At 44.1% G+C, this 25671-nt stretch carries 21 protein-coding genes; 10 read left to right on the top strand and 11 right to left on the bottom strand.

Going from position 1 to position 25671, the window contains the following annotated elements; translation table 11 throughout:
* Positions 1-8 precede the first annotated feature (8 nt).
* Positions 9-815: an exodeoxyribonuclease III gene (gene xthA, locus OU793_RS08885; protein ID WP_159404157.1), complete on the top strand. Its 807-nt coding sequence runs from the start codon at positions 9-11 to the stop codon at positions 813-815.
* Positions 816-912: 97 nt separating this feature from the next.
* Here xthA and OU793_RS08880 read toward each other — a convergent pair whose 3' ends face one another.
* From OU793_RS08880 to OU793_RS08850, 7 genes are all read right to left on the bottom strand, one after another.
* Positions 913-3633: an ImpA family metalloprotease gene (locus OU793_RS08880; RefSeq protein WP_140103972.1), complete on the bottom strand. Its 2721-nt coding sequence runs from the start codon at positions 3631-3633 to the stop codon at positions 913-915.
* Positions 3634-3779: 146 nt separating this feature from the next.
* The gene (locus tag OU793_RS08875; protein WP_005495900.1) at positions 3780-4457 is read right to left on the bottom strand and encodes an ABC transporter permease; all 678 of its coding nucleotides are present in this window, start codon (positions 4455-4457) and stop codon (positions 3780-3782) included.
* Positions 4458-4460: 3 nt separating this feature from the next.
* A complete protein-coding gene (locus tag OU793_RS08870) occupies positions 4461-5201 on the bottom strand; it encodes an ABC transporter permease (protein ID WP_140103971.1) in 741 nt (246 codons plus the stop codon).
* Between the two features lie 81 nt (positions 5202-5282).
* Complete coding sequence (locus OU793_RS08865) at positions 5283-6053, bottom strand: ABC transporter substrate-binding protein (protein ID WP_005456273.1); 771 nt, start codon at positions 6051-6053, stop codon at positions 5283-5285.
* An 83-nt stretch (positions 6054-6136) separates the two neighbouring features.
* Positions 6137-6907 (bottom strand): ABC transporter ATP-binding protein, encoded by a 771-nt coding sequence (locus OU793_RS08860; protein ID WP_005456207.1) that lies wholly within the window; start codon positions 6905-6907, stop codon positions 6137-6139.
* Between the two features lie 237 nt (positions 6908-7144).
* Positions 7145-8377 (bottom strand): flagellar sheath protein A, encoded by a 1233-nt coding sequence (locus OU793_RS08855; protein ID WP_258494480.1) that lies wholly within the window; start codon positions 8375-8377, stop codon positions 7145-7147.
* Positions 8374-8508 carry a hypothetical protein gene (locus OU793_RS08850; RefSeq protein ID WP_274647757.1) on the bottom strand — a complete coding sequence of 45 codons (135 nt, stop codon included), beginning with the start codon at positions 8506-8508 and terminating at the stop codon, positions 8374-8376. Before OU793_RS08850 ends, OU793_RS08855 begins: the two co-directional genes overlap by 4 nt.
* A 456-nt stretch (positions 8509-8964) precedes the next feature.
* On the opposite strand from OU793_RS08850, the gene OU793_RS08845 reads away from it, so the two are divergent.
* From OU793_RS08845 to OU793_RS08805, 9 genes are all read left to right on the top strand, one after another.
* The gene (locus OU793_RS08845; protein ID WP_005456280.1) at positions 8965-10512 is read left to right on the top strand and encodes a DUF3360 family protein; all 1548 of its coding nucleotides are present in this window, start codon (positions 8965-8967) and stop codon (positions 10510-10512) included.
* Between the two features lie 305 nt (positions 10513-10817).
* Complete coding sequence (pflB, locus tag OU793_RS08840; RefSeq protein ID WP_005456189.1) at positions 10818-13094, top strand: formate C-acetyltransferase; 2277 nt, start codon at positions 10818-10820, stop codon at positions 13092-13094.
* Between the two features lie 153 nt (positions 13095-13247).
* Positions 13248-14225, top strand: coding sequence for a lipid A deacylase LpxR family protein (locus tag OU793_RS08835; protein WP_005481800.1), 978 nt, complete (start codon positions 13248-13250; stop codon positions 14223-14225).
* Between the two features lie 146 nt (positions 14226-14371).
* Complete coding sequence (gene pflA / locus OU793_RS08830; RefSeq protein ID WP_005456250.1) at positions 14372-15112, top strand: pyruvate formate lyase 1-activating protein; 741 nt, start codon at positions 14372-14374, stop codon at positions 15110-15112.
* 160 nt (positions 15113-15272) lie between these two features.
* Positions 15273-15941: an energy-coupling factor ABC transporter permease gene (locus OU793_RS08825; RefSeq protein WP_140103322.1), complete on the top strand. Its 669-nt coding sequence runs from the start codon at positions 15273-15275 to the stop codon at positions 15939-15941.
* A gap of 154 nt (positions 15942-16095) precedes the next feature.
* Positions 16096-16596 carry a YfbU family protein gene (locus tag OU793_RS08820; RefSeq protein WP_005456271.1) on the top strand — a complete coding sequence of 167 codons (501 nt, stop codon included), beginning with the start codon at positions 16096-16098 and terminating at the stop codon, positions 16594-16596.
* A gap of 489 nt (positions 16597-17085) precedes the next feature.
* On the top strand, positions 17086-19020 hold the full coding sequence (locus OU793_RS08815; protein WP_005456210.1) for a PrkA family serine protein kinase: 1935 nt from the start codon (positions 17086-17088) through the stop codon (positions 19018-19020).
* A gap of 47 nt (positions 19021-19067) precedes the next feature.
* Complete coding sequence (locus tag OU793_RS08810) at positions 19068-20339, top strand: YeaH/YhbH family protein (RefSeq protein WP_005481863.1); 1272 nt, start codon at positions 19068-19070, stop codon at positions 20337-20339.
* An 11-nt stretch (positions 20340-20350) separates the two neighbouring features.
* Positions 20351-21910 carry a SpoVR family protein gene (locus OU793_RS08805; protein WP_005456192.1) on the top strand — a complete coding sequence of 520 codons (1560 nt, stop codon included), beginning with the start codon at positions 20351-20353 and terminating at the stop codon, positions 21908-21910.
* Positions 21911-21987: 77 nt separating this feature from the next.
* Here OU793_RS08805 and kdsB read toward each other — a convergent pair whose 3' ends face one another.
* The 4 genes from kdsB to msbA are packed head-to-tail and all read right to left on the bottom strand — an operon-like array spanning position 21988 to position 25664.
* Complete coding sequence (kdsB, locus tag OU793_RS08800) at positions 21988-22743, bottom strand: 3-deoxy-manno-octulosonate cytidylyltransferase (protein ID WP_005456221.1); 756 nt, start codon at positions 22741-22743, stop codon at positions 21988-21990.
* On the bottom strand, positions 22743-22922 hold the full coding sequence (locus OU793_RS08795) for a Trm112 family protein (RefSeq protein ID WP_005378451.1): 180 nt from the start codon (positions 22920-22922) through the stop codon (positions 22743-22745). The genes kdsB and OU793_RS08795 overlap by 1 nt, the downstream gene beginning before the upstream one ends.
* The gene (gene lpxK, locus OU793_RS08790; protein ID WP_021822159.1) at positions 22903-23910 is read right to left on the bottom strand and encodes a tetraacyldisaccharide 4'-kinase; all 1008 of its coding nucleotides are present in this window, start codon (positions 23908-23910) and stop codon (positions 22903-22905) included. Before lpxK ends, OU793_RS08795 begins: the two co-directional genes overlap by 20 nt.
* A 5-nt stretch (positions 23911-23915) precedes the next feature.
* The gene (gene msbA, locus OU793_RS08785; RefSeq protein WP_015296464.1) at positions 23916-25664 is read right to left on the bottom strand and encodes a lipid A ABC transporter ATP-binding protein/permease MsbA; all 1749 of its coding nucleotides are present in this window, start codon (positions 25662-25664) and stop codon (positions 23916-23918) included.
* Positions 25665-25671: the final 7 nt, after the last annotated feature.

Raw genomic sequence — 25671 nt, 5'->3', positions numbered from 1 at the left:
GATAAATAATGAAAGTAATCAGCTTTAACATCAATGGACTACGTGCTCGACTGCACCAACTCCAAGCGCTAATCGATAAACACCAGCCTGACGTTATTGGTCTTCAAGAGATTAAAGTGCATGATGAAGCGTTCCCGATTGAAGATGTCGAAGCCATGGGTTACAAAGTGTATTTTCATGGCCAGAAGGCGCATTACGGCGTAGCGATGCTTTGTAAGCAAGAGCCAATCCGCGTACAAAAAGGTTTTCCAACGGATAACGAAGAACACCAAAAGCGCATGATCATGGCGACGTTTGAAAACGAAAATGGTGAAAAAGTAACGGTGCTTAATGGCTACTTCCCTCAAGGGGACAACATTAGCCACGAAACGAAATTCCCATACAAGCGCCAGTTCTACAAAGATCTAATGACGTATCTAAACGATCATCACAGCAACGATGAACAGTTGATTGTTATGGGTGATATCAACATCAGCCCTATCGATTCAGATATCGGTATCGGAGAACCAAACCGTAAGCGTTGGTTGAAAACGGGTAAATGCTCTTTCCAACCAGAAGAACGTGAATGGCTACAAACGTTGTTAGATTGGGGCTTTGAAGATACTTTCCGTAAGCTTTACCCAGAAGTGAACGATCGCTTCTCGTGGTTTGACTACCGATCTCGCGGCTTTGATGACAACCGAGGCCTACGAATTGATGTGATTTTGGCGACTCCTTCTCTCGCGCAAAAATGTATTGAGTCGGGTATCGATTATGAATTACGCGGTATTGAAAAGCCTTCAGACCATGCGCCAATCTGGTCGACATTCAAGTAATACATTGCAAAGCAATAACCGTGACTCAACGCTAAGATAAATCTAGTAAAAAGGGAGACTCAGTCTCCCTTTTTCATGCACGTTATTTTCTACTCAGCTAGTTCAGCGGCCAAACCGTTTGACCATCAATACTTACTGGCGTTTGAGCGAATTCGTTCAGACAGTAGCCGGTATTGCTACTTGCAAAGTAAGTGAGAGGCATCGGCGTCAGATTCAACGCAACAACTTGTTGCTTCGCTTTTTCTGAGAACGAGAATCCCCACATGTCGAGATAGTTAGTCATATCTCGCTGAGCCACGTAACTTAGGGCAATGAGCAACCAGTCATTGTTTGAGATGCTGTTCGCTTCATCTTTGGTATACATCGAGAAGCCAATGCTTGATTGTTTCGCATTCCACAGTGCCTCATCTGCTTTCAAACGATTAAACTCACGCTCAATAAGATGCAGTCGCGCCAGTAAATGCCAACCATTTTTAAGCACACCTTCGTGCTGAGTTGCCATCATCATTTGAATGTAAACGCGAGCACCCCAGCTCCAACCCGTTTGGTTTTGCTCCGCCATATAAGCATTTGGATCGCTTTGTGTTCGACTGGTTTGCAACAGTTCAAACTGACCTTTGAAATCCAAGCTTTGGCAGGTTGATTCCTTCCCCGTATTTTGGAAGAAACGAGACTTGCTGTAGTAGGAGTAGTAGTTGGTCGTCGAATGCCCTTCCCAACCAGCGAATCGGAATCGTCCTTTCTCTAAACCGTGGCCTAGCTCATGCAAATCACCGTGACCTAAAGGACTGAAGGCCCAATAAGCATCGTACGGGTTACCAGAGCAGCCATAGCCACAAGTGGCTTGGTCAGCATTCATGTGCTTAACCATATCAATATTGGCAATTTCCCAGCCTTGGTTTTGAGCGTATTGAATAATTTCAGGTACTTCGTCTATACCCGGCCCTTGGAAACCAGCCAGAACATGCGGGTAGTTATGAACATATTCTTCCGTTGCAAGCGCCATTTCCGCAGGGGTAGACCACATTTCATCGTTGACCGACTCTAACATCTTGTCACGCTTTGAGTGCACTTCAAACCCAGGGGTGATCAGCTCGGCCCAATCAAACAAATTGGCTTCTAGCTGCTGAATAAAGGTGTCGTTGTCCTTCTCACTTCTCCATACAGGATGCTGTGCCACATGGTTAAATCTCAGTTCAACCGGAATATCATTTTTGTCAAAGTGAACCTGTACTGGGCCGCCATAAGGAGAAGTCAGCGTGATGGTTTCACCCGCTTTAACTTCGTAAGCAAATGAAGTCAGCAGTTTAGGTCGAGTATAACCGTCTTTACTGAACTCATGGGTCGCTCCACTTCTTAAGCTATTGATGACAATTTTTGTGATCACATCATTGTTGTCTTTACGCGTTACCGTGAAAGTCTCACCTGGCAGCGCATACACTCCTGCCGAACGGAAGTTGCGTTTAGACTCCATATTCACCGTAGTATCAGTTCTCTTTACATCGGCCCCAAATTCACTGCGACTGAAGTTTCCCATATTTGGTTGTTTTGGGTTGATGCGACGACTGTTGTATTGAACGTAGTCCGCGAAGTACGATTTCAAAAATTCAGTCGTCCCCGTAGACTGCTTATCCATTGGAAAAGAGGCCGTTTGACGATAATGATCCGCCAATAACACCATCAGCTTTTCGTATTGATAACCATCTTGTTCAAACAACGAGATTTTTTGCTCATCAAGTAATTTCAGCCATTGGCGAATGCTGTTGGCAGCGTCGTAAAATTGACTGTCCATGTTCGCAGCTTCTGGACATGATTTATCATCACATTGGGACAAATCAACATTGAAGTTTTGAGTTTCAAAACGGGATAACAACGCTTGTTGCGTGATGACAGAATCTGGCACAAAGTTCATCAGTGATGAAGGTGCCCAATCGACCAAACCTAACTTACGCCAATAGTTGTCCCCCACGTAGTCAACATGGAATTTTGCCAAAATGTCTCGGCCAAGATCGGTCAGCCCACCGTCCCAATGCAGATATAGAACCGGAATTTTAGCTTGCTCGGCATAAGCCAGCGCATCTATTACCTGTTGGTTGGTATCTCCTGACAGCAAATGTTGTGACAGAATTAACAGGTTTGGCTTATCGGCTTTCAAGCAGCTAAGTAATTTTGAACCGTCGCACAGGTTAGCTTCATTAAATGTCAGGTCTGGTGAAATATTGTTGTTTAACCAACTGCGCGTCGCTTGCTCATCAGGAAAGTAATAAGACTGATCCATTTGCGCGATGACGACGTTTAAAGTAGCTCCACCTGACAACCAAGTAACGAGGTTTTTTAACCATTGAGTCATTGCCGCATTAGAAGAATCAGGAAAACGTTGTGCGGTTCGAAATGGGTTACTGCCTAAAACAGCATAACGCTGGCCATTAGTTTGCTCACCAGCAATACCAATCGACAACGCTTGGTCTTTGTAACCACTCGCCATCGCTTTATTGGTCATCAAGATGGTGTCGTTGAATCCATAGGTAGGAGCAAAAATCGCGGCATCATGCGTCGGATCCCAGTAAAGACCCGAAAGATTTTTTGCTATCGCAGATTTGATCGCATTCGACTGTTTCTTGTGCGCCTCAACAACTTGACGGCTTTCACGAATGAAGTCATTTGGGTCAGAAACTAACAGGGCATTGCCCGTTTCTAGCGCTTGTTGAACAGGAACTGGAGTTGGTGTGACTTGACTGTTTGATTGTGACTTGTTCTCTCCACCACCGCATCCGGTGGCAACAGCGGCAAGACCCAACGATATAATTGTTTTTTTCATATTTCACTTATTAAACAAGGGTTTTGCGGAAGTGTAATGTAAGCGAACGAGGGAACGAAATAGTCTTGTTGATAAATCAGAAAAGTATGAATGAAGGTATCAAAAATAGAATGGTACCCGTAGGTACCATTACTTAAATACATGATTTAGCTCAGAGGACGCAGGTACGCTAAGAAACGTTTTTCCGCGCGTTTAAAGCACCAAAGAATGATAAACGTAAGCGACATATAGAAAAGTCCAGCAGTCAAGAACGACTCAAATGGTGCGTAATAACGAGAGTTAACTAAGCGCGCTGCACCAGTTAAGTCCACGATGGTTACGATCCCTGCAACCGCACTGCCGTGAAGCATGAAGATCACTTCATTAGAATAAGCAGGTAGTGCTCGGCGTAACGCACTTGGCAAGATGATGCGTTTGTAAGTCATAAATTTACTCATGCCATACGCTTTTGCGGCTTCCACTTCGCCTTTCGGCAAACCGTTAATCGCACCACGAATGATCTCTGCCGTATACGCTGATGTGTTTAGTACAAACGCAACCAGAGCACAAAACCACGCGTGTTCCCATAAGGTATCTTTCACTGGGAAAAACTGATCCATGCCATAGTAAATCAGATACAACTGAACAAGCAGTGGCGTTCCTCGGAAAAAGTAAATGAATCCCCAAGAAGGAAGGCTCAAAGCGTAGTTGGTACTGTTTCTCGCAATGGCGAGTGGAACTGAGACGCACAAGCCAATCACCAATGAAATGCCCACCAGCCAAACGGTCGTCCAAAGCCCTTGAAGGTATACAGGGAAGCTTTCAATAATCAACGAAAAATCCATTACTTACCTCGCATGAATACTGAATTTGCGTTCAACGAGTTTTAACAACCCCGTCGAAATACTGGTGAAGAAAAGGAAAATCAGTGCAACAGCCATGTAGAACGTGAACGGCATTTTTGTTGTACCAGCCGCCAGAGAGCTGATTCTCACCATATCTTCAAGCCCGATGATGGAGACAAGCGCGGTGGTTTTTAACAATACCAGCCAGTTGTTACCAAATCCCGGTAATGCATGGCGAATCATCTGAGGAAGAAGGATTCTTCTGAACGACAACACTGGGCTCATGCCATAAGCTTTTGCTGCTTCCAACTCACCTTTATCGACGGCCATGATCGCACCACGGAAAGTTTCCGCCATGTAAGCTCCAAAGATAAAACCAATTGTCAGCACACCGGCAATAAACGGGCTCACATCAATGTAGTCAGGTAAGTAAGAAGTCCACTCATGATTTGGGTCACTAGATGCAAACCATTCATTGAGAGTTTCGTTGATGGAATAGAGGCTATTGTTTAAAAGTATTTGCCCACCAAAGAAAATCAACATCATCAGAACTAAGTCTGGAATGCCGCGAATAATGGTGGTGTAAAGTGTGGCAATTGCTCTTGCCCATTTGTAGGGAGCGAGCTTAGCAAGCGCGCCAAGCATTCCCAATATCACCGCAAGCAGTAGTGACAGAACTGCTACTTCGATGGTTACCAAAGCCCCTTTAAAAATGGAGGCTTCATATCCTTGTAAATCCAGCATAGGTGAGTTCCTAATCCCTAAACTCAAAAAATCGACCGTTGACTACTTCTAGGAACAAGCCAACGGCCGCTTAATTACCGCTTATTCGCCGTAAACATCGTAGTTAAAGTACTTGCCAGCAATTTCTTGGTAAATACCTTTATCACGCAGTGACAAGATTGCCGCATCAAGTTTCTTCGTTAGATCTTTATCTTGTTTACGTACAGCGATACCGAAACCTTCACCGAACCATTTCGCATCAGTCAGAGATGGGCCAACAAATTCGTACGCATCACCACCAGCCTTGTTCAATACACCTTCCTCTAGAGCAGATGCATCGCCCAAAACTGCAGCAACACGGCCGTTCGCAAGGTCTAGATACGCTTCGTCAAAAGAGCCGTAACGTACAATTTCAACTTTGTCACCGTAGTTATCAGTTAGATATTTATCGTGAGTGGTCGCGCGTTGAACTGCGATTTTTTGGCCATCTAGATTAGCAAAGTCTAGGTTTGCACCTTTCTTAGCGATGAACTTATTTGGGATCAGTGCGTATTTGCCCGTGAAATCCACTTTCTTCTTACGTTCTTCGGTAATCGACATTGCCGCGATGATCGCATCGTATTTACGAGCCAATAGAGAAGGAATAATGCCGTCCCAATCTTGCGCAACGATCTGACACTTCACTTGCATTTCTTCACACAGCGCATTGGCCATATCAACATCAAAGCCTTTTAGAGAACCATCGGTTTCTGTCCAGCTAAATGGAGGGTATGCGCCTTCAATGCCAAAGCGAACTGTTTTCCATTCTTTCGCTTGAGCAACACCAGACACTGCCGTTGCAGCAAGAGTTGCTGCCAATAACCACTTTTTCATTTCCATACTCCTGTGATTGCTATTTTATTTGGTTTTGTTCGTTGTGCTTACTTAGGAGGCAAAACTCTGCCGCCTAATGAATATTAGTAGATAGATGAGATAAACTGCTGTAATCGCTGAGAATCGGGGTTAGTAAATAGCTTAGCTGGATCTCCCTGTTCTTCCACTAAGCCTTGATGCAAGAACATCACATGATTTGAGACGTCACGAGCAAACGCCATTTCGTGCGTCACCACCAACATGGTTCGCCCTTCATCTGCCAAATCTCTCATTACCCCTAGCACTTCCCCAACAAGCTCAGGGTCAAGCGCAGAGGTAGGCTCGTCAAACAGCATAACTTCTGGATCTACGGCAAGGGCACGAGCAATCGCAGCACGCTGTTGCTGACCACCAGATAAATGACCTGGGTAATAATCTTTACGTTCGTAAAGGCCGACTTTTTTCAGTAACAACTCTGCATTTTCAATCGCTTGAGCTTTCGGCACACCAAGAACGTGAACAGGTGCTTCGATGACGTTTTCAAGAACGGTAAGATGAGACCAAAGGTTAAACCCCTGAAAAACCATAGCTAAACGCGAACGAATACGCTGAACTTGTTTTTCGTTGGCAGGTACGGATTCACCCGCGCGGTTGTTTTTCATTTGAATAAGCTCGCCGTTTACCCAAATTTCACCAGCGGTCGGTGTTTCTAGTAAGTTAATACATCTAAGAAAAGTACTCTTGCCAGAACCGGAAGAGCCAATGATGGAGATAACATCCCCTTTGTGAGCGGCAAGTGAAATGCCTTTCAGGACTTCATTCTGTCCAAATGTTTTGTGCAGGTCTTTTATATCTAGCGCTGGTACATCATTCATGCGCCCTACTCCCTGTGTTTTTGTCACTGCAATTAAGGGACTCCGCCCTCTCTATTTCGGAACAAATTAGCACCACCCCCAGAAAGTTGCAACAAATTATTAACCTAAATAAATCGAATAGATAGATACGATAGACAAATGAATATGCAATATATAGCAACATATTCTTTTATTCGTGAATATAGACCACAAAAAAGCCCCTCATGCGAGGGGCTAAATAATAAATATTTTTAACAATTATCGTGACAACTTAGTATATTTAAGGGTTCGGATGTCAGTATCATGTCTCGCTCTTTGGCTTGGTTTTACGACCAATGCAACAGTGTCTTCGTCTTCATATTGCGCCATTAAGTTTTGCACCTGTGCTTCTGACAAACTGTCGTACTCATAAGCATCCACAGACAAAGTTTCAGGGGTAGCTGAGGAAAGCCCCGTTTGAGTCAAATCTGGAATCACCAGTTGTGACCCCGCCGGTTTACCAATAATTACGTGCTCTAGCGTTTTGATTGTAGGTGAACTAACACTTTGAGTATACTTCGCGCGAACAACTAACTCGTTCGAAGAGTCCACTCCCGTGATTCGCACAACTCCATTTACTCCAGAGTTGATAATAGAGGGCTTAACATCGTAAGTCTGCAATGAGTCCGGCAATTTGACATCGAGAGAACCTAAGATTCCGCCTACAGTTTTAAATTTCCAACCTGTCGTTAACGTGCCATAAGCTTGGTAGTGATAATTATTATCAAGGCTTGATATAGGGAACGACTCTTCCGTAGCAACATCTGGCGTAAACCAAGAGTAACTGTATGAACCTTTACTTAGACTAATGTTTAGAGACTCAAGATTTGATGTTGGAGCAAATAGGTTTGTCCAATCCAAATCTGTATCAATAGTTTCCAGTACTGCTATGGAAGGCGCAGACTCAGAGCCTAATTTACTCGTAAATTCATAACCAGAAAGTTTTCCATTAAGGATACCTTTAACAAGAACTGATTCATCGCCGAGTTTTTCAACTTCCTTAGAGTTAGATGTATCGATGCTATTGCCCTCTTGGGAAGACAAAAATTGGTAACTATCAGCTTGCACGTTTAGTGTTGATGCTAAGATATAACCTTTTTGAGGAACAGGTGTAGCATCTGCTGAATAACATTTGTCAACTTGCGGTCTTTTGACTTGTATAAGTTGCGACTCAAGATACTCTTTTTGGATAGATAACGCTTTGTAGAAAGGGTCACTATCACTCGGAGAATCTATAACCGTAACATAGCTATTAGCCTCCAAAGGATACTTATCAATAGTTAGAACCCCATTAGTATCAGGGTGTTTAGTATCGATGACATTGCCCTTCGAATCATGGATATAAACTGTTACATCGCTAGCCTTTCGCGCATACGTATATGTCGTAATGTTATCTTTCTGTACTTTATCGAAAATAGTGCAAGTAGCAGATTTATCAGTTGTAGTTGTCACTTTCTGAATAAAAGTAAGAGTGACATAGTCTGACGGAGTACCACACCCCCGCCACCGCCGCCACCGCCGCCACAACCGACCATTAAACCTGAGATAATTGCCACAAGTGGCAGTACTTTAAGCTGTTTCATGTCTTCTTCCTAAACTGAGCGGCAATGATTAGCCAAAAAATCGTCGTTGCTCGGTACAAAGCAAGAATAAAGCCAGCTTTATATAAACATCGTGAATATTGATCATTTAAGGGTGACTCATGCGATGCAGGGCAATAAACTCTAATTTTATGCAACTTGTGTAATGAAATTACACACTAAATAACCATCTCATTCGCATACCAGACACTTTCTGTAGTTTTATTTCACATCTATTCTTAAAGTGATCTAAATCAATCACCCTAAATGGCTATCTTGCTAGACTCCAGCCAAAAGATGAGGAATTTTTTGTGCCTCAACACAACAAGTTATTAGCTATGCTTAGGCACGACGTCGACGTGTAACAAATCTAATAATAGCTAGCATAGGACGTGCCGCAGGATGCGGAATAACACACTTGAATGAATAATTCATAACTTTTAAATATATGAGGAATCTATGTCAGACGCAGTTAACAAAGCGCACTCTGATTCAGATATCGAGACCAAAAGCTACCGTGAGCTTCATCGTCCATCATCTGAGTTCGCGAGCCGTTCAGACTACCTAGACCACGAACTACAAATCATGAAGCCGCGTCGTTTCGGCTTAAACTTGCCAGGTCGTGACTTCCGCTTTGAGCTTGAAGACCTTGTTCCAGCACTTGCTGGTACTATCGGCATTATCGCAATGTACTCTGCGGTAATGATGTCTTGGGCTGAAGGCCTTACTGCAGCATGGGACCACGTAAACTTAGGCAAAGATTTTGCCATTGAAGTTGCGCGTGTAGAAATGCTAATCCCTGCACTACTTTTCTGTGTGCTTGCTTCTGGCTTTATCAACCCGAAAGCCAACTTGGCAGGTAACCACGGTCCAATGATCCCTCTTATTGGTACCATCGCTCTCGCTGGTGCTCACCCTCTTGCATTGGCAATTCTTATTGGTGTATTCGGTCTTCTACTTAGCTTCTTGAAAGGCGGTTCTAAACTGGTGAACCTCACCTCAGAGGGTACAGCTGGTGGCTTGCTCATTTTCTTGGGCTTGACGGGGACCATGAGCCAAATCAACTCGATCCAAGAATGGGCAGTTGGCCTACAATCTTCAACTGTTGAAGCTGGCAGCATGGGTTACGTGGGTCTGATCGTGCTTGCAGTGACTATCGCACTATACGCTTTCCTTGCAAAAGTGAACAAACGTTGGCTTGCGATTCCAGTGTGTGCTTTCACAGGCCTTATTATCGCTCTAGTGCTAGGTGCTGGTTTTGACATCAAATTCGTCACTGAAACTGGTCTACCGAATCTAAACCCTGTTTACTGGTGGGGCAGCACTGAAGAAGGTTGGATGCTCGGTCTTCCTAATATGGAACACTTCATCGCGTCACTGCCTTTTGCAATCCTAGCAGTAGCAATGTGGTCTCCTGACTTCTTAGGTCATCGTATTTTCCAAGAACTTAACTACCCTAAAAAGACTGAAAAAGTATTAATGGACGTTGATGACACAATGACTATGTGTTCTATCCGTCAGATGGTAGGTACAGCGGTAGGTGGTGGTAACATCACTTCATCTTGGGGTACTTACATGATCCCAGCAGCGATTGCAAAACGTCCAATTCCTGGCGGTGCTATCCTTCTTGGTCTTCTGGTGATGATCATCGCGATCCTTGGCTTCCCAATGGACATCGCAGTATGGCCACCAGTAATGCGTGTCGCTCTACTTGTAGGTGTATCTCTACCTCTACTTGAAGCAGGTATGCAAATGGTGAAAGACTCTAAAGACTCTCAAGCAGCGGGTATCTGTATTTTCGGTTCTGCCGTCGTTAACCCTGTACTAGCATGGGCATTAACAATGCTACTTGATAACAACGGTCTAATTGGTGACAAAGAGCGTGCAGCTCGCCTGTCATTCGTAGACAAGATTGTGATCCCAGTAGGTGTACTTGTTATCTGTTTGGTCGCTATGCTTGCAGTTGGTATGCTAGAAGGCCAGTATGGCATCAAAGCTTGGCTGTAAGGCTAATTGTTCAAAAAACGTGTGGGTAGCGCTTGTCGCTACCCCATTTTTATCGAGATTTTTGAGGATTTATTGATTTAGTTTAAGGTTTGCAAAAAAATTTTAGTTTAACCTCTAGTTGTCTCTTAAAAAGAGTGTCATTAAAGATAGTGACAATATTTATAGTTTTGTGACCCAATTTTTTAAATTTAAGACTATAAATATTGTTATTCAAAAGAGTGTACTGTTCCCCTCAGATTTTGGGGATAGCTGGCTCAACGGCGAAGCAGTACGTAATTTTTTTCTACTAAAAAGGTAGGTATGTCATGGCAGAGCAATTTGCTAAAGCTTGGGAAGGTTTTGTTGCAGGTGACTGGCAAAACGAAGTAAACGTTCGTGATTTCATTCAAAAGAACTACACTCCGTACGAAGGCGACGAATCTTTCCTAGTTTCTGAAGGTACTGAAGCAACTAACAAGCTTTGGGCTAAGGTAATGGAAGGTATCAAGCAAGAGAACTCAACTCACGCTCCTGTTGATTTCGATACTTCTATCATCTCTACCATCACTGCTCACGATGCAGGCTACATCGAGAAAGATCTTGAGACTATCGTTGGTCTTCAAACTGACGCTCCTCTAAAACGCGCTATCATCCCTAACGGTGGTATCCGCATGGTTGAAGGTTCGTGCAAAGCATACGACCGCGAACTAGACCCACAAGTTAAAAAAATCTTTACAGAATACCGTAAAACTCACAACGCTGGTGTTTTCGACATCTACACTCCAGAAATCCTAGCTTGTCGTAAATCTGGTGTTCTAACTGGTCTTCCAGATGCTTACGGTCGTGGCCGTATCATCGGTGACTACCGCCGTGTTGCTCTATACGGTATCGACTTCCTAATGAAGGACAAACTGGCTCAATTCAAATCTCTACAAGAGCGTTTTGAGAACGGTGAAGATCTTCAAATGACTATGCAGCTTCGCGAAGAGATCGCTGAGCAACACCGTGCACTTGGCCAAATGAAAGTTATGGCCGCGAAATACGGTTGTGACATCTCTCGCCCTGCTGAAACTGCACAAGAAGCTATCCAATGGACTTACTTCGGCTACCTAGCGGCTGTTAAGTCTCAAAACGGTGCTGCAATGTCTCTAGGTCGTACTTCTACGTTCTTAGACGTGTTCATCGAGCGTGATATCGCTGCTGGTAAGCTTACTGAAGAACAAGCTCAGGAAATGATCGACCACTTCGTAATGAAACTACGTATGGTTCGTTTCCTACGTACTCCTGAGTACGATGACCTATTCTCTGGCGACCCAATCTGGGCAACTGAGTCTATGGGTGGTATGGGTCTTGACGGTCGTACGCTAGTTACTCGTACTAACTTCCGTTTCCTAAACTCACTATACACAATGGGTCCTTCTCCAGAGCCAAACATCACTGTACTTTGGTCTGAGCAACTACCTGAAGGCTTCAAGAAGTTCTGTGCGAAAGTATCTATCGATACTTCTTCAATCCAGTACGAAAACGACGACCTAATGCGTCCAGACATGAACTCTGACGACTACGCAATCGCATGTTGTGTATCTCCAATGGTTGTTGGTAAGCAAATGCAGTTCTTCGGCGCTCGTGCTAACCTTGCGAAAACTATGCTTTACACCATCAACGGTGGTGTGGATGAGAAGCTAAAAATCCAAGTTGGTCCGAAAATGCCTAAGATCGAAGGCGACGTACTAAGCTATGACGAGTTGTGGGAAAAAATGGACCACTTCATGGATTGGCTAGCGAAGCAGTACGTGACTGCACTAAACGCAATCCACTTCATGCACGACAAGTACAGCTACGAAGCTGCACTAATGGCTCTGCACGACCGTGACGTTAAACGTACTATGGCTTGTGGTATTGCTGGTCTATCTGTTGCTGCTGACTCTCTGTCTGCAATTAAATACGCAACTGTTAAACCTATCCGTGATGAAGACGGTCTAGCAATCGACTTCGAAATCGAAGGCGATTACCCTAAATTTGGTAACAACGACCCACGCGTTGATGACATCGCATGTGAACTTGTTTCTGTATTTATGGGCAAAATCCGTAAGCTTAAGACTTACCGTGATGCAATCCCTACTCAGTCAATTCTTACTATCACTTCAAACGTGGTATACGGTAAGAAAACTGGTAACACACCTGACGGTCGTCGTGCTGGTGCTCCATTTGCTCCAGGTGCAAACCCAATGCACGGTCGCGATGAGAAAGGTGCTGTAGCATCACTAACTTCAGTTGCTAAACTGCCGTTTGCTGACGCACAAGATGGTATCTCTTACACATTCTCTATCGTACCTAACGCACTAGGTAAAGATGAGGGTTCACAACGCGCTAACCTTGCTGGTCTGATGGATGGTTACTTCCACCACGAAGCTGGTATCGAAGGTGGTCAACACCTAAACGTGAACGTTCTTAACCGCGAAACTCTAGAAGACGCAGTTAAGCACCCAGAGAAATACCCTCAGCTAACAATTCGTGTATCTGGTTACGCTGTTCGCTTCAACTCTCTAACTGCAGAGCAACAAGCTGACGTAATCGCACGTACATTCACTGAGTCTCTATAAGACTATAGCGAAATAACGTTTTAGTGATACAACAAAGGCTGATGCTGCAAAGCATCGTGCCTTTTTTTGTTTCTTGAACTAAAGTTGTGACATTGCGGAAGATTTTGATTGAATTCTTACGTATGATGCAAAAAAAGTTAGTAAATGCAGTATATGAAACTCAGTAAATTAATTTTCCTTACCCTTTTATCGCCAGTTGCTCTGGCATCCACCAAATCCACAGTATCCTTTACCCTTGATAACGATGGCATTTTTGGTGTCGACCAAGATTACACCAACGGTATATTCTTCTCTTACGCAACCGAGAAACTAAAAAAAGAAAGCGAATGGAAATGGTTCAGCTTAGAAAATGCAGATCAATCCAATGTCGATAAGATCGAGGTAGTACTTGGCCACAAGATGTGGACTCCAAGTGATATTGAAGCAGACTACCCTCTTGCCAATGACCGTCCATACGCTGGTTACCTACACACTGAAATCAACTACCTATCTCTAACCGCCGATCAAGCCGTTCGCTATAACTTCACCATTGGTGCCACAGGTGAAAGTTCTCTATCAGAAAAAGCGCAGGAAATTGTTCACGGCATCACTGGTTCAACCGATCCTCAAGGCTGGGATTACCAAATTGACGATGAAATTGCCTTTAGCGTTGGTTACCGAGCTTTCAATAAACTCATGCGCAGTGAGGGCCAGAAGACGCAATGGGAAATCACTAATGTGAATGACATTAACGCAGGTAACTTCCGCAGCGATGTATCACAAGGTGTCATGTTCCGCTGGGGCACGAATCTAGCCAATAGTATTGGCGCAGCAAACATCAGTGTAGAAAGCCCTTTCTCTGCCAGTATGCTTGCGAAAAATACCTCCAGTTGGTTTGTCTTTACAGGATTTGAAGGTCGATACCGTTTCAACGATATCACCATTGAAGGCGATCGTTCAGGTATTCCAGGCTCATCAGAACCTTATGATGTGACTCTAGAAAACTGGCAAGCGAGTGCCGTTGCAGGTGCAACTTGGTACAACCAAAATTACGGCGCAAGCCTAACCTTTACGGTGAAAACACCTGATTACGAAGAATCACAAACTGACGTTTATGGTACTGGTTCTTTCTCAGTCTTTGCTTTCTTTTAACTAGTATTTATCTCTCCGGCCAATGAACGCGTCATTGGCCGTTTTCTTTGGTCACATTACGCTGCCTTAGCCACCCACAAGGCTGTTTTAACCCTGCTTTTTGTAATAAAATAACAGCAAGAATTTATTAGTAATGAGAGCAAAAGATGTCAACAACTGGTCGTATTCACTCATTTGAATCATGCGGTACCGTAGACGGACCTGGTATTCGTTTTATCGTCTTCTTGCAAGGTTGTTTAATGCGCTGTAAGTATTGCCATAACCGCGATACTTGGGACACGCATGATGGTAAAGAAGTTACTGTTGAAGAAATCATTGCCGAAGCGAAAAGCTACCGTCATTTCATGAATGCATCAGGTGGTGGTATCACTTGTTCTGGTGGCGAAGCCATGCTTCAACCAGAATTTGTTCGCGACTTTTTCCGTGCGGCTCACGCAGAAGGCATCCACACATGTCTAGATACCAATGGCTACATTCGTAAACACACAGAAGTGATCGACGAAGTATTGGACGCGACTGATTTAGTGATGCTAGATATCAAACATATGAAAGATGAAATTCACCAAGACTTTATCGGTGTGTCGAATCGACGTACGTTAGACTTTGCTCGTTACTTGCACAAAATTGGTCAAAAAACATGGATCCGCTACGTAGTTGTGCCGGGTTACACCGATGATCCAGAGGCGGCGCACATGCTGGGTGAATTCATTAAAGATATGGACAACATCGAGAAAGTTGAACTGCTCCCATATCACAAACTCGGTGCACATAAATGGGAAGCTCTTGGTTTAGAGTACCCTCTTGAAGGCGTGAATCCTCCTTCAAAAGAGACAATGGATGAAATTCAATCCATCTTGTCTCAGTACCACTCTAACGTGAAATACTAAGCAAATAAGAAACTTAACGTTCTAGAAATGCCAGCATTTAGCTGGCATTTTTGTATGTAACACTGGCAAATTCCTTATATAAATCACCAAGGCGTGTAAAATAGCGCCCCAACAAAAGGATTAACGTAAAAGTAACAAACGCATTGTAGGAAAAGAGTTCATGGACTGGTTTAACGTAGGCTCACTCATCATCGTCACTTGGGTTGTCGTTGCTTTTTGCATACCCGATTGGAGAAAAGTAGTTTGGCCTAAACTTGAACAAGAGAAAGCATTTCAACATATCGTGTTTGCCTCTTTCTTCCTCATTACGGTTCTTTGGTCTGCTCAAGCAGGAGTAAAAGAAGGGTTACAAATACACTTTCTCGCGTTAACGACACTAACCATGATGTACGGTTGGCGAATGGCTTTTTTGTTCAGCATTCCTGCGATGATCGCCTACCACTGGATACACGATATTTCGTTTATCTTGCTCCCGAGCTCTCTTGTGCTATCGGCACTCATACCAATATTAATCAGCTACTTAGTCTTTTTGCTTAGTTACCATTATTTACCCCGCAACATCTTTGTGTTTATTTTTGTCGCTGGCTTTTTTAATGGCGCACTCACAGGCAGTTTACACTTAGTATTTAACTCGTTTTATCACTTGTTGGTTGGCCACTACGATTGGGAAACCATTCAACACAACTACTTTATTTTTGTCCCATTGCTTGCGTTCCCCGAAGGGTTAATTAACGGGATGTCACTGGCAGTATTAACCGTCTTCAAGCCAGAGTGGTTAAGAGTGTTTTCGGACCGAGATTACATATACAACCACTATCACAAAAAGTAGATATTCTTCTTATATCGTGTATCTCGCCGTGGCTGAATTCGACAATTCTTGCCATTTTTTCATATTAAATATGTGTTGAGATCATGTTTCACCCTTGTCTGAAGCGTTAACCTAAGCACATTAAAAATGTATTAGATTATTTAGTGAGGTCATCATGGAAATGTCAAACGCTCAACGTTTGATCCTATCAAACCAATACAACCTAATGTCTCAGCTTGATCCGAATAATGCGGCTAAATACAAACGCCTACAGACGATCGTTGAACGCGGCTATGAGCTACAAATGCGCGAACTGAACAAAGATTTCGGTTGCCTTTCAGAAGCAGAATGCCGTGAAATCATCGACATTATGGAGATGTATCACGCGATGCAAGAATCTAACAATATGTTAGATGCGGAAGAGCGTAGCAAAGTAGACCAACGTCGCTTACAGTTCTTAGGTTTCGATATCGCAACAGAAGCGCAGCAAGTGCATTACGTCCGCTTCCTTGTTGATTCTGAAGGTCTTTACCCACAATTCGACAAGGCAGATCACCACTTTAATAGCCAAATGCCAATGCTAGATAAATACCGTCGCATGCTGCAAACTTGGCGTAACTGCCCTCGTCAATATCACTTGTGTGAAAACGAGCTTGCACAAATTTTTAGTGCGTAAGATAGCAAGTCTTTGATTAGGAGAGCATTCGCTCTCCTTTTTTTATTTTCCTATCACAACTTCCATTCTTCACTACCGTATCCTTCTGCTTATCTTGTGCAATGTGGAATAACGAATCACTGAAATTCTGTATTTTTCACCAAATATTTGATTTATCTCCGCCCTATTCGCGACATAAATTCATCCTCATCTAAAGAGTGATTCAAATGTCACTTTTACAATAAATTCATAATTGTTAAGCAAAATTGCAAATCCCCGACTAGGCTTAAGTAGAGAAAGGCTGTGACTGAAAAGTACACATCCACTGCTCACCGTTGTGATGAAAAAACTGTCCATAAAGCAAAGTCTTTGGTGTTACTGGTCATACATTTCGTACAAACCAAATGAGATAACAGGACGTCGACATTCAGGCAACTAAGAGCACAGCAAAACGTGGAACAGCCTGCACCAACGTTCGTCGGTAGACTGACTATTAAAGGGGAAAGCGACATGAGTATTTTCGACCACTATCAATCCAGATATGAAGCTGCAAAAGATGAAGAGATGTCGTTACAGGAGTTTCTAGCCCTGTGTAAGGATGACAAAAGTGCTTATGCTAATGCAGCAGAACGCCTACTGATGGCAATCGGTGAGCCAGAGATAATAGATACAGCTAAAGACCCACGTTTGAGCCGCATCTTCTCCAACCGCGTTATCTCTCGCTATGAAACATTCAAAGACTTTTATGGTATGGAAGATGCGATTGAACAAATTGTCTCTTACCTCAAACATGCGGCACAAGGATTAGAAGAACGCAAACAGATCCTCTATCTATTGGGCCCTGTTGGCGGCGGTAAGTCCTCACTTGCTGAAAAACTAAAATCGCTTATGGAAGCGATGCCTATTTACGTATTGAGCGCTAATGGCGAACGCAGCCCAGTGAACGACCACCCATTCTGTTTATTCAAAGCGACCGAAGATGGCGAGATTCTGAAAACGGACTACGGTATTGAGCAGCGCTACCTTCGCTCAATCATGTCGCCTTGGGCAGCAAAACGCCTTCACGAATTTGGCGGCGACATCACCAAGTTTAAAGTGATGAAAGTTCGTCCATCTATCCTTGACCAAATCGGTATTGCGAAAACCGAACCTGGTGATGAGAACAACCAAGATATTTCATCACTCGTCGGTAAAGTGGATATCCGTAAACTCGAACACTACTCTCAAGACGACCCAGATGCGTACAGCTACTCTGGCGCGCTGTGTAAAGCAAACCAAGGCTTGATGGAATTCGTCGAGATGTTCAAAGCGCCAATTAAAGTATTGCACCCATTACTAACCGCAACACAGGAAGGCAACTTTAACGGGACGGAAGGCCTTTCTGCAATTCCGTTTGACGGCATGATTTTGGCTCACTCTAACGAATCTGAGTGGCAAACCTTCCGCAACAACAAAAACAACGAAGCCTTCCTAGACCGTGTATACATCGTTAAAGTACCGTACTGTTTACGCGTATCGGAAGAAGTTAAAATCTATCAAAAACTGCTTGAAAACAGTGAATTGTCTCAAGCTCCTTGCTCACCAAGCACATTAGAAACATTGGCGCAGTTCAGCATTCTTTCTCGTCTGAAAGAGCCTGAAAACTCGTCTATCTTCTCGAAAATGCGCGTGTACGACGGCGAGACGCTAAAAGACACCGATCCTAAAGCGAAAAGCTACCAAGAATATCGAGATTACGCAGGCGTCGATGAAGGTATGAACGGCCTATCTACACGTTTTGCGTTTAAGATTTTGTCTCGCGTGTTCAACTTTGACCAAACCGAAGTGGCAGCAAACCCAGTTCACCTGTTCTATGTGATTGAACAACAAGTAGAGCGCGAACAATTCCCTTCAGAAACCGCAGAAAAATATCTTGAGTTTTTGAAAGGGTACCTCGTTCCTCGTTACGTTGAGTTTATCGGTAAAGAAATTCAAACCGCGTACCTAGAATCTTACTCTGAATACGGCCAAAACATCTTCGACCGTTATGTTACCTACGCAGACTTCTGGATTCAGGACCAAGAATACCGCGATCCAGAAACGGGACAGCTATTTGACCGCGCATCTCTCAATGCGGAACTAGAGAAAATTGAGAAAACCGCTGGTATCTCCAACCCGAAAGATTTCCGAAATGAAATCGTCAACTTTGTGCTTCGTGCGAAAGCCAATAACAATGGTCAAAACCCAGTTTGGACCAGCTACGAAAAACTGCGCACGGTAATCGAGAAGAAAATGTTCTCCAATACCGAAGAGCTTCTTCCGGTTATCTCGTTTAATGCGAAAACCTCTTCTGAAGATCAGAAGAAACACGACGACTTTGTCGCTCGCATGATGGAAAAAGGCTATACCGAGAAACAGGTTCGTCTACTTTCTGAGTGGTACCTACGAGTACGTAAGTCATCCTAACCCAGTATTGAGTTAGGTCGCTTGTGAAACATGAAGAGGGCTATTTCATGGCGCAATTTATAGACCGCAGGCTCAATGGCAAGAACAAGAGCGCTGTTAACAGACAGCGCTTCTTGAAGCGCCATAAAGAGCAGATCAAAGAGTCGGTAGCTGACGCAGTGAATCGACGCTCGATCACGAATACAGAAACGGGCGAAGACGTCTCAATACCGCACAAAGACATTAACGAGCCGATTTTCCATCAAGGGAAAGGTGGCGTGCGTGAACGCGTGCATCCTGGTAACGATCAGTTTATTACGGGTGATAAAATCGAGCGTCCAAAAGGTGGAGGTCAAGGCAGTGGCTCTGGTGAAGGTAATGCGAGTCCAGATGGCGAAGGCCAAGATGAATTTGTGTTCCAAATTTCAAAAGATGAATATCTGGATATCCTTTTTGAAGACTTAGAGCTACCGAATCTAGAAAAAAATCAAATCGCTAAAATTACGGAATGGAAAACTCACCGAGCAGGTTTCCAAACTGCGGGGATCCCTTCCAATATTTCCGTTATTCGTTCATTGCAGCAATCGTTAGCTCGTCGAACCGCCATGACTGCTGGCAAAAAGCGACTTCTTAAAGAGCTCGAAGACGAGTTGACTCGCATCAAAAATATTGAGCCAGCACAACAACTTGAAGAAAATCGTCTGAAAAAAGAAATCGAAGAACTGCGCAAGAAAATTGAAAATGTGCCGTTCATCGATACTTTCGATTTACGTTTTAAAAACTACGAAAAACGACCAGTCCCTTCTAGCCAAGCCGTGATGTTTTGTTTGATGGACGTGTCTGGTTCTATGGATCAAGCGACCAAAGACATCGCAAAACGCTTCTATGTGCTGTTGTATCTGTTCTTGACTCGCACCTATGAAAACGTAGACGTTGTGTTTATTCGCCACCACACGCAAGCCAAAGAAGTCGATGAACACGAATTTTTCTACTCGCAAGAAACCGGTGGCACCATCGTATCTAGCGCTTTGAAATTAATGGATGAAATCGTCAAAGAGCGTTACCCGGTTGGTCAGTGGAACATCTACGCAGCCCAAGCGTCCGATGGGGATAACTGGGCGGATGACTCACCACGATGCCGAGATTTACTCGTGAATAAGTTGCTGCCAAATTGTCAGTACTATTCTTATATAGAAATCACGCGTCGCTCACATCAAACCTTATGGCATGAGTATGAGAAGCTCACCGATGAGTTTCCAAACTTCGCTATGAAGAATATTCGCTCTGTGGAGGATATCTTCCCAGTCTTCCGAGAACTATTCCAAAAAGAAACGGCGTAAGGAGGCTAGCGATGACTACCGCAACAAAAAACCTCTCTGGAGAGGCGCCTAAAAAGCGCAACAGCAAGTTGCTACCTGACGGACCGGATTGGACATTCGAACTGCTTGAACGCTATCACAAGGAAATAAAACGTGTCGCGGAGCACTATCGTTTGGACACCTATCCAAATCAGATCGAAGTGATCACGTCTGAGCAGATGATGGATGCGTACTCAAGTATCGGTATGCCTATCAACTACAACCATTGGTCATTTGGTAAAAAGTTCATTCAAACAGAACAGAACTACAAACATGGTCAGATGGGCCTTGCGTACGAGATTGTGATTAACTCCGACCCTTGTATTGCGTATTTGATGGAAGAGAACACAGTCACCATGCAAGCACTTGTCATCGCGCACGCGTGCTACGGCCACAACTCTTTCTTCAAGGGGAATTATCTGTTCCAAACGTGGACGGACGCCAGTTCTATCATCGACTACTTACTCTTTGCTAAAAAGTACCTTGCCGAATGTGAGGAGCGCTACGGCGTTCAAGAGGTTGAAAAGCTTCTCGACTCCTGCCATGCGTTAATGAACTTTGGTGTCGACCGCTACAAACGACCAGAGAAAATCTCGATTACCGAAGAGAAGGCCCGCCAAGAGGAGCGCGAGGCTTATCTGCAATCTCAAGTCAATGAACTGTGGCGAACCGTACCAAGAGCCAAAACTAAAGAAGAAGACATTAAAGAGCGCTTCCCTAGTGAACCTCAAGAAAACCTACTCTACTTCTTTGAGAAACATGCGCCGCTCTTGGAACCATGGCAACGCGAGGTTGTTCGAATCGTCCGAAAAATCAGCCAGTACTTTTATCCACAAAAGCAAACTCAGGTTATGAATGAAGGATGGGCAACGTTCTGGCACTACACGATTCTAAACCACTTGTATGATGAAGGAATTGTGTCCGAAAAGTTCATTCTTGAATTTTTGCATAGCCACACAAGTGTGGTTGCTCAACCACCCTACAACAGTCCTTACTTTAGCGGTATAAACCCTTATGCTCTCGGCTTTGCGATGTTCCGCGATATAAAGCGTATTTGTGAAGAGCCAACTGACGAGGATAAAGAGTGGTTCCCGGATCTAGCAGGAACAGATTGGTTAGATGCCTTGCATTTTGCTATGCATAATTTCAAAGATGAAAGCTTTATCAGCCAATATTTGTCTCCGAAATTGATGCGTGATTTCAAACTGTTCGCCATCAACGATGATGACAGGAAGAACTTTATTGAAGTCTCCGCCATACATGATGAAATGGGCTACAAGCGCATTCGAGAAACTCTGGCAGCGCAGTACAACCTATCAAACTTAGAGCCTAACATTCAGGTGTTTAACGTGGATGTTCGTGGTGACCGTTCACTCACGTTGCAGTACGTTCCTCATAACCGCATTCCACTCGATGAAAGTTATGATGAGGTATTGAAACACGTCTATCGCCTATGGGGCTTTGACGTAATCTTAGAAGAAGTTAAAGACACGGGACACAGAGAAACATTAGCCACTTGTCCAAAGCGCAATCAGTACGATTCAAACATTTAGCAAAAAATAGACTCATCCCCTTAAAGCCAAAGGCTCCATGAAAGGAGCCTTTTTATTAACTGCAAGAAGTAGAATCGTTACGCTTTTTTCGCCACAATAGCTCTAACGGCTTCAAGATCTTCTGGCGTATCAACGCCTGCTGCTGGCGCTTCTTTAGCGACTGCAACGTGGATTTTCTCGCCGTACCAAAGCACTCGTAATTGCTCTAGGCATTCAATTTGCTCTAGGGCACTTGGCGCCCAGTTTACGTAAGTATTAATGAAACCTGCGCGGTATGCATAGATACCGATGTGACGCATCAATGGATTCACGATAGCTTTGTCTTGCTTAGCGAAGTTATCACGATCCCAAGGAATTGTTGCTCGGCTAAAGTACATGGCATAACCACGCTCATCAGCAACGACTTTTACGGCATTTGGGTTGAAGACTTCATCTTCAGATTCGATTTCAACCGCCAACGTAGCCATAGGTGCATCACTAGCGGCTAAGTTATCTGCAACTTGGCGGATGATAACTGGTGGTACCAAAGGCTCATCACCTTGAACGTTCACAATAATGTGGTCAGCAGGAATGGCCATTTTCTCTACCACTTCCGCTAAACGCTCTGTACCAGATTCGTGGTTTGGCGAAGTCATACAAACTTTGCCACCGAATTGCTCAACCGCCGCAGAAACTCGCTCATCGTCAGTAGCAATGATCACGTCATCAGCGCCAGCTTGCATTGCTTGTTCGTAAACCCATTGCACCATTGGTTTACCACCGATATCAGCCAGTGGTTTACCTGGTAAACGGCTCGAAGAGTAACGAGCCGGTATCACAACCGTAAAAGACATTAACGTCCCTCATCCATACTCATGGTGCGAGCTTCTGGCTCAAGCAGAACAGGAATACCCTCTTTGATAGGGTAAGCAAGGCGATCCAATTTGCAGATCAACTCTTGATTATCTTTATCGTAAGTCAGCTTACCTTTACACACTGGGCAAGCCACAATCTCAAGCAGACGGTGATCCATAAGTCGCTTTAACCTCTTTTATTCGATTTAAAATTCGCTCTGCATCTTTAGGCTCAAATTGAGCAGATACAGGAAGATACCACCAATTGTCTTGTGCGTAGTCGCTACATTTGACAGCATCTTTCTCTGTCATAATCACATTCGCCCCTTGTAGAGCCAATGCTTCAAGTTCTTTTTGGTCAAAGTCTTGATGGTCAGCAAAACCTTTCGTGACTTTAACATCCGCATTCATTGATTCTAGTGTATTAAAAAACCGAGGTGGATGCCCGATACCGGCAAATGCCACCAATGCCTTTAACTCACTTACATCAACTTGCTGCTTGGTCTTTAGGTTGATCGCTTTTGATGGTGCTAGAGACATTGAGATCTCACCCTGATGGGCCAAACCGCCATTGGTGATGATAAAGTCGACTTCCTGAAGTCGCTCAACACCTTCGCGCAATGGACCAAGCGGAATCAAACACTCATTACCAAAACGACGATTTCCATCAACAATCACAAGTTCAACATCACGCTCTAGAGCATAATGCTGCAAACCATCATCGGTAATGATGATATCCACGTCTAACTCTACTAGCGCTTTCACGGCGTTTGCACGTACAGGATCGACTGCGACAGGTGCTCCGGTGCGCCGGTGGATGAGTTTAGGTTCATCACCACAATGTTGAGTAGGAGTATCATCATTTAACACCAGCGGATACTGCGGAGCCTTCGCACCGTATCCTCGAGACACCACTCCCGGTTTATACCCCAGATGTTGTAATTGCTCGACCAACCAAACCACAACAGGCGTCTTACCATTGCCACCAGCGGTGATATTACCGACCACTACTACGGGCACGGGTGCTTGATACGCTTGCTTGCGACCAGTTTGGAACTGTTGACGCTTCGCTCTACTGATTGCACCAAACAACACACTGAGTGGCCATAATAATGGCCACAACAGATATTTTAGTGGATGATTTTCAAACCAGATTTTTTCAACCACAGTAACTATTCGCCAAACTGGATGCGATGAAGTTGAGCGTAAGCGCCATTCTTAGCAATCAAGTCTGCGTGATTACCTCGTTCAATAATGGCACCGTCGTCTACGACTAGAATCTCATCGGCTTTTTCGATCGTTGACAAGCGGTGAGCAATCACCAACACGGTTTTATCTTTCTGCAGCTCATCTAATGCAGCTTGGATGGCACGCTCAGATTCCGTATCCAGTGCAGAGGTTGCTTCGTCAAGAATCAGTACAGGCGCATCACGCAGCAACGCACGAGCGATAGCTACACGTTGGCGCTGACCACCAGATAAGCTCGCACCGTTTTCACCGATCATGGTATCTAAACCATTTTCCATCTTATTGATGAATTCCATTGCGTGAGCCAGCTTCGCTGCATGCTCAATATCGCTGCGCTGGTACTTATCTTCCGTCGCGTAAGCAATGTTGTTTGCTATGGTGTCATTGAAAAGATGTACGTTTTGCGAAACCAAAGCAAACTGCTCACGCAAGTTCTTCAATTCATAGTCACGAATATCACGGCCATCTAATGTAATCGAGCCACTGTCCACGTCATAAAAACGGTTAAACAAGTTCGCAATGGTACTTTTACCTGAACCTGAACGCCCCACTAGAGCGACCGTTTTACCTCGAGGAATATCAAAACTGACATGCTCTAGAGCCGGCTTTTCTGAACCTACATACGTGAAGCTGACGTCTTTCACAGATACATCACCCTTCGCGCGCTCAACCGTGTATTTACCTTCGTTTTTCTCTGGTTCTAAATCGATCAGAGCAAACAAAGTTTGGCTTGCTGCCATACCACGTTGGAACTGAGAAGTTACGTTTGTCAGTGCTTTAAGTGGGCGCATCAAACCAAACATCGCAGAAAAGACCACGGTAAAAGTACCCGGAGTCAGCTGCTCTTTGATTGAATCAATGCTTGCCAGATAAAGAACAGCTACAATCGCAAATGATGCAATCATTTGAATGATAGGGTTTGCCGCAGCCTGAGCCGTTACCAACTTCATGCTTTGTTGACGCATTTGGTTGCTGACTTTATCAAAACGTTGACGTTCAATGTCTTGACCACCGTAGCTCAATACGACTTTGTGCCCTTTTAACATTTGCTCAGCCGATGCGGTCACATTACCCATCATCGTTTGCATGTTCTTAGAGATTTTTCTGAATCGCTTAGAAACGACACCAATACCCCAAGCAACCACAGGCGCTACAGCAAACAGCACTAATGACAACTGCCAGCTGTTGTAAAACATCAGAACAAGCAAACCAATAATGCTTGCGCCTTCACGTACGATGCTCACTAACGCTTGGCTCGTCGCCGCAGAGACTTGCTCTGAATCGTAAGTGATTCGAGAAAGCAAGTTACCCGTTTTTTCTTTGTCAAAGTACGATACAGGCATGTGCATAAAGTGATTAAACACCATGCGTCGTACTAGCATCACCACATTGCCAGAGACCCAACTCAAACAATACGTGGAGACAAAACCACTCGTGCCACGAATGAACATCATGACAAATATAATTAAAGGAAGTGTACGTAGAAAATCAGAATCCGCATTACCAAAACCTTCATCGAGAAGCGGTTTTAGTAGGGAAATCATATAAGTATCAGAGATAGCATTAATCACTAATGCAATGACGGCAACGATAAGGCCAGACTTGTAAAGGCGGATAAATTGCCAAAGACGTTTAAACGTCTGCCAAGTCGTTTCATCAGTATTTATCGACATAGAAGTG

This window comes from Vibrio sp. VP6 (assembly GCF_028823755.1).
Lineage (GTDB): Bacteria > Pseudomonadota > Gammaproteobacteria > Enterobacterales > Vibrionaceae > Vibrio > Vibrio parahaemolyticus.
This window is presented reverse-complemented; position numbering and strand designations above follow the sequence as displayed.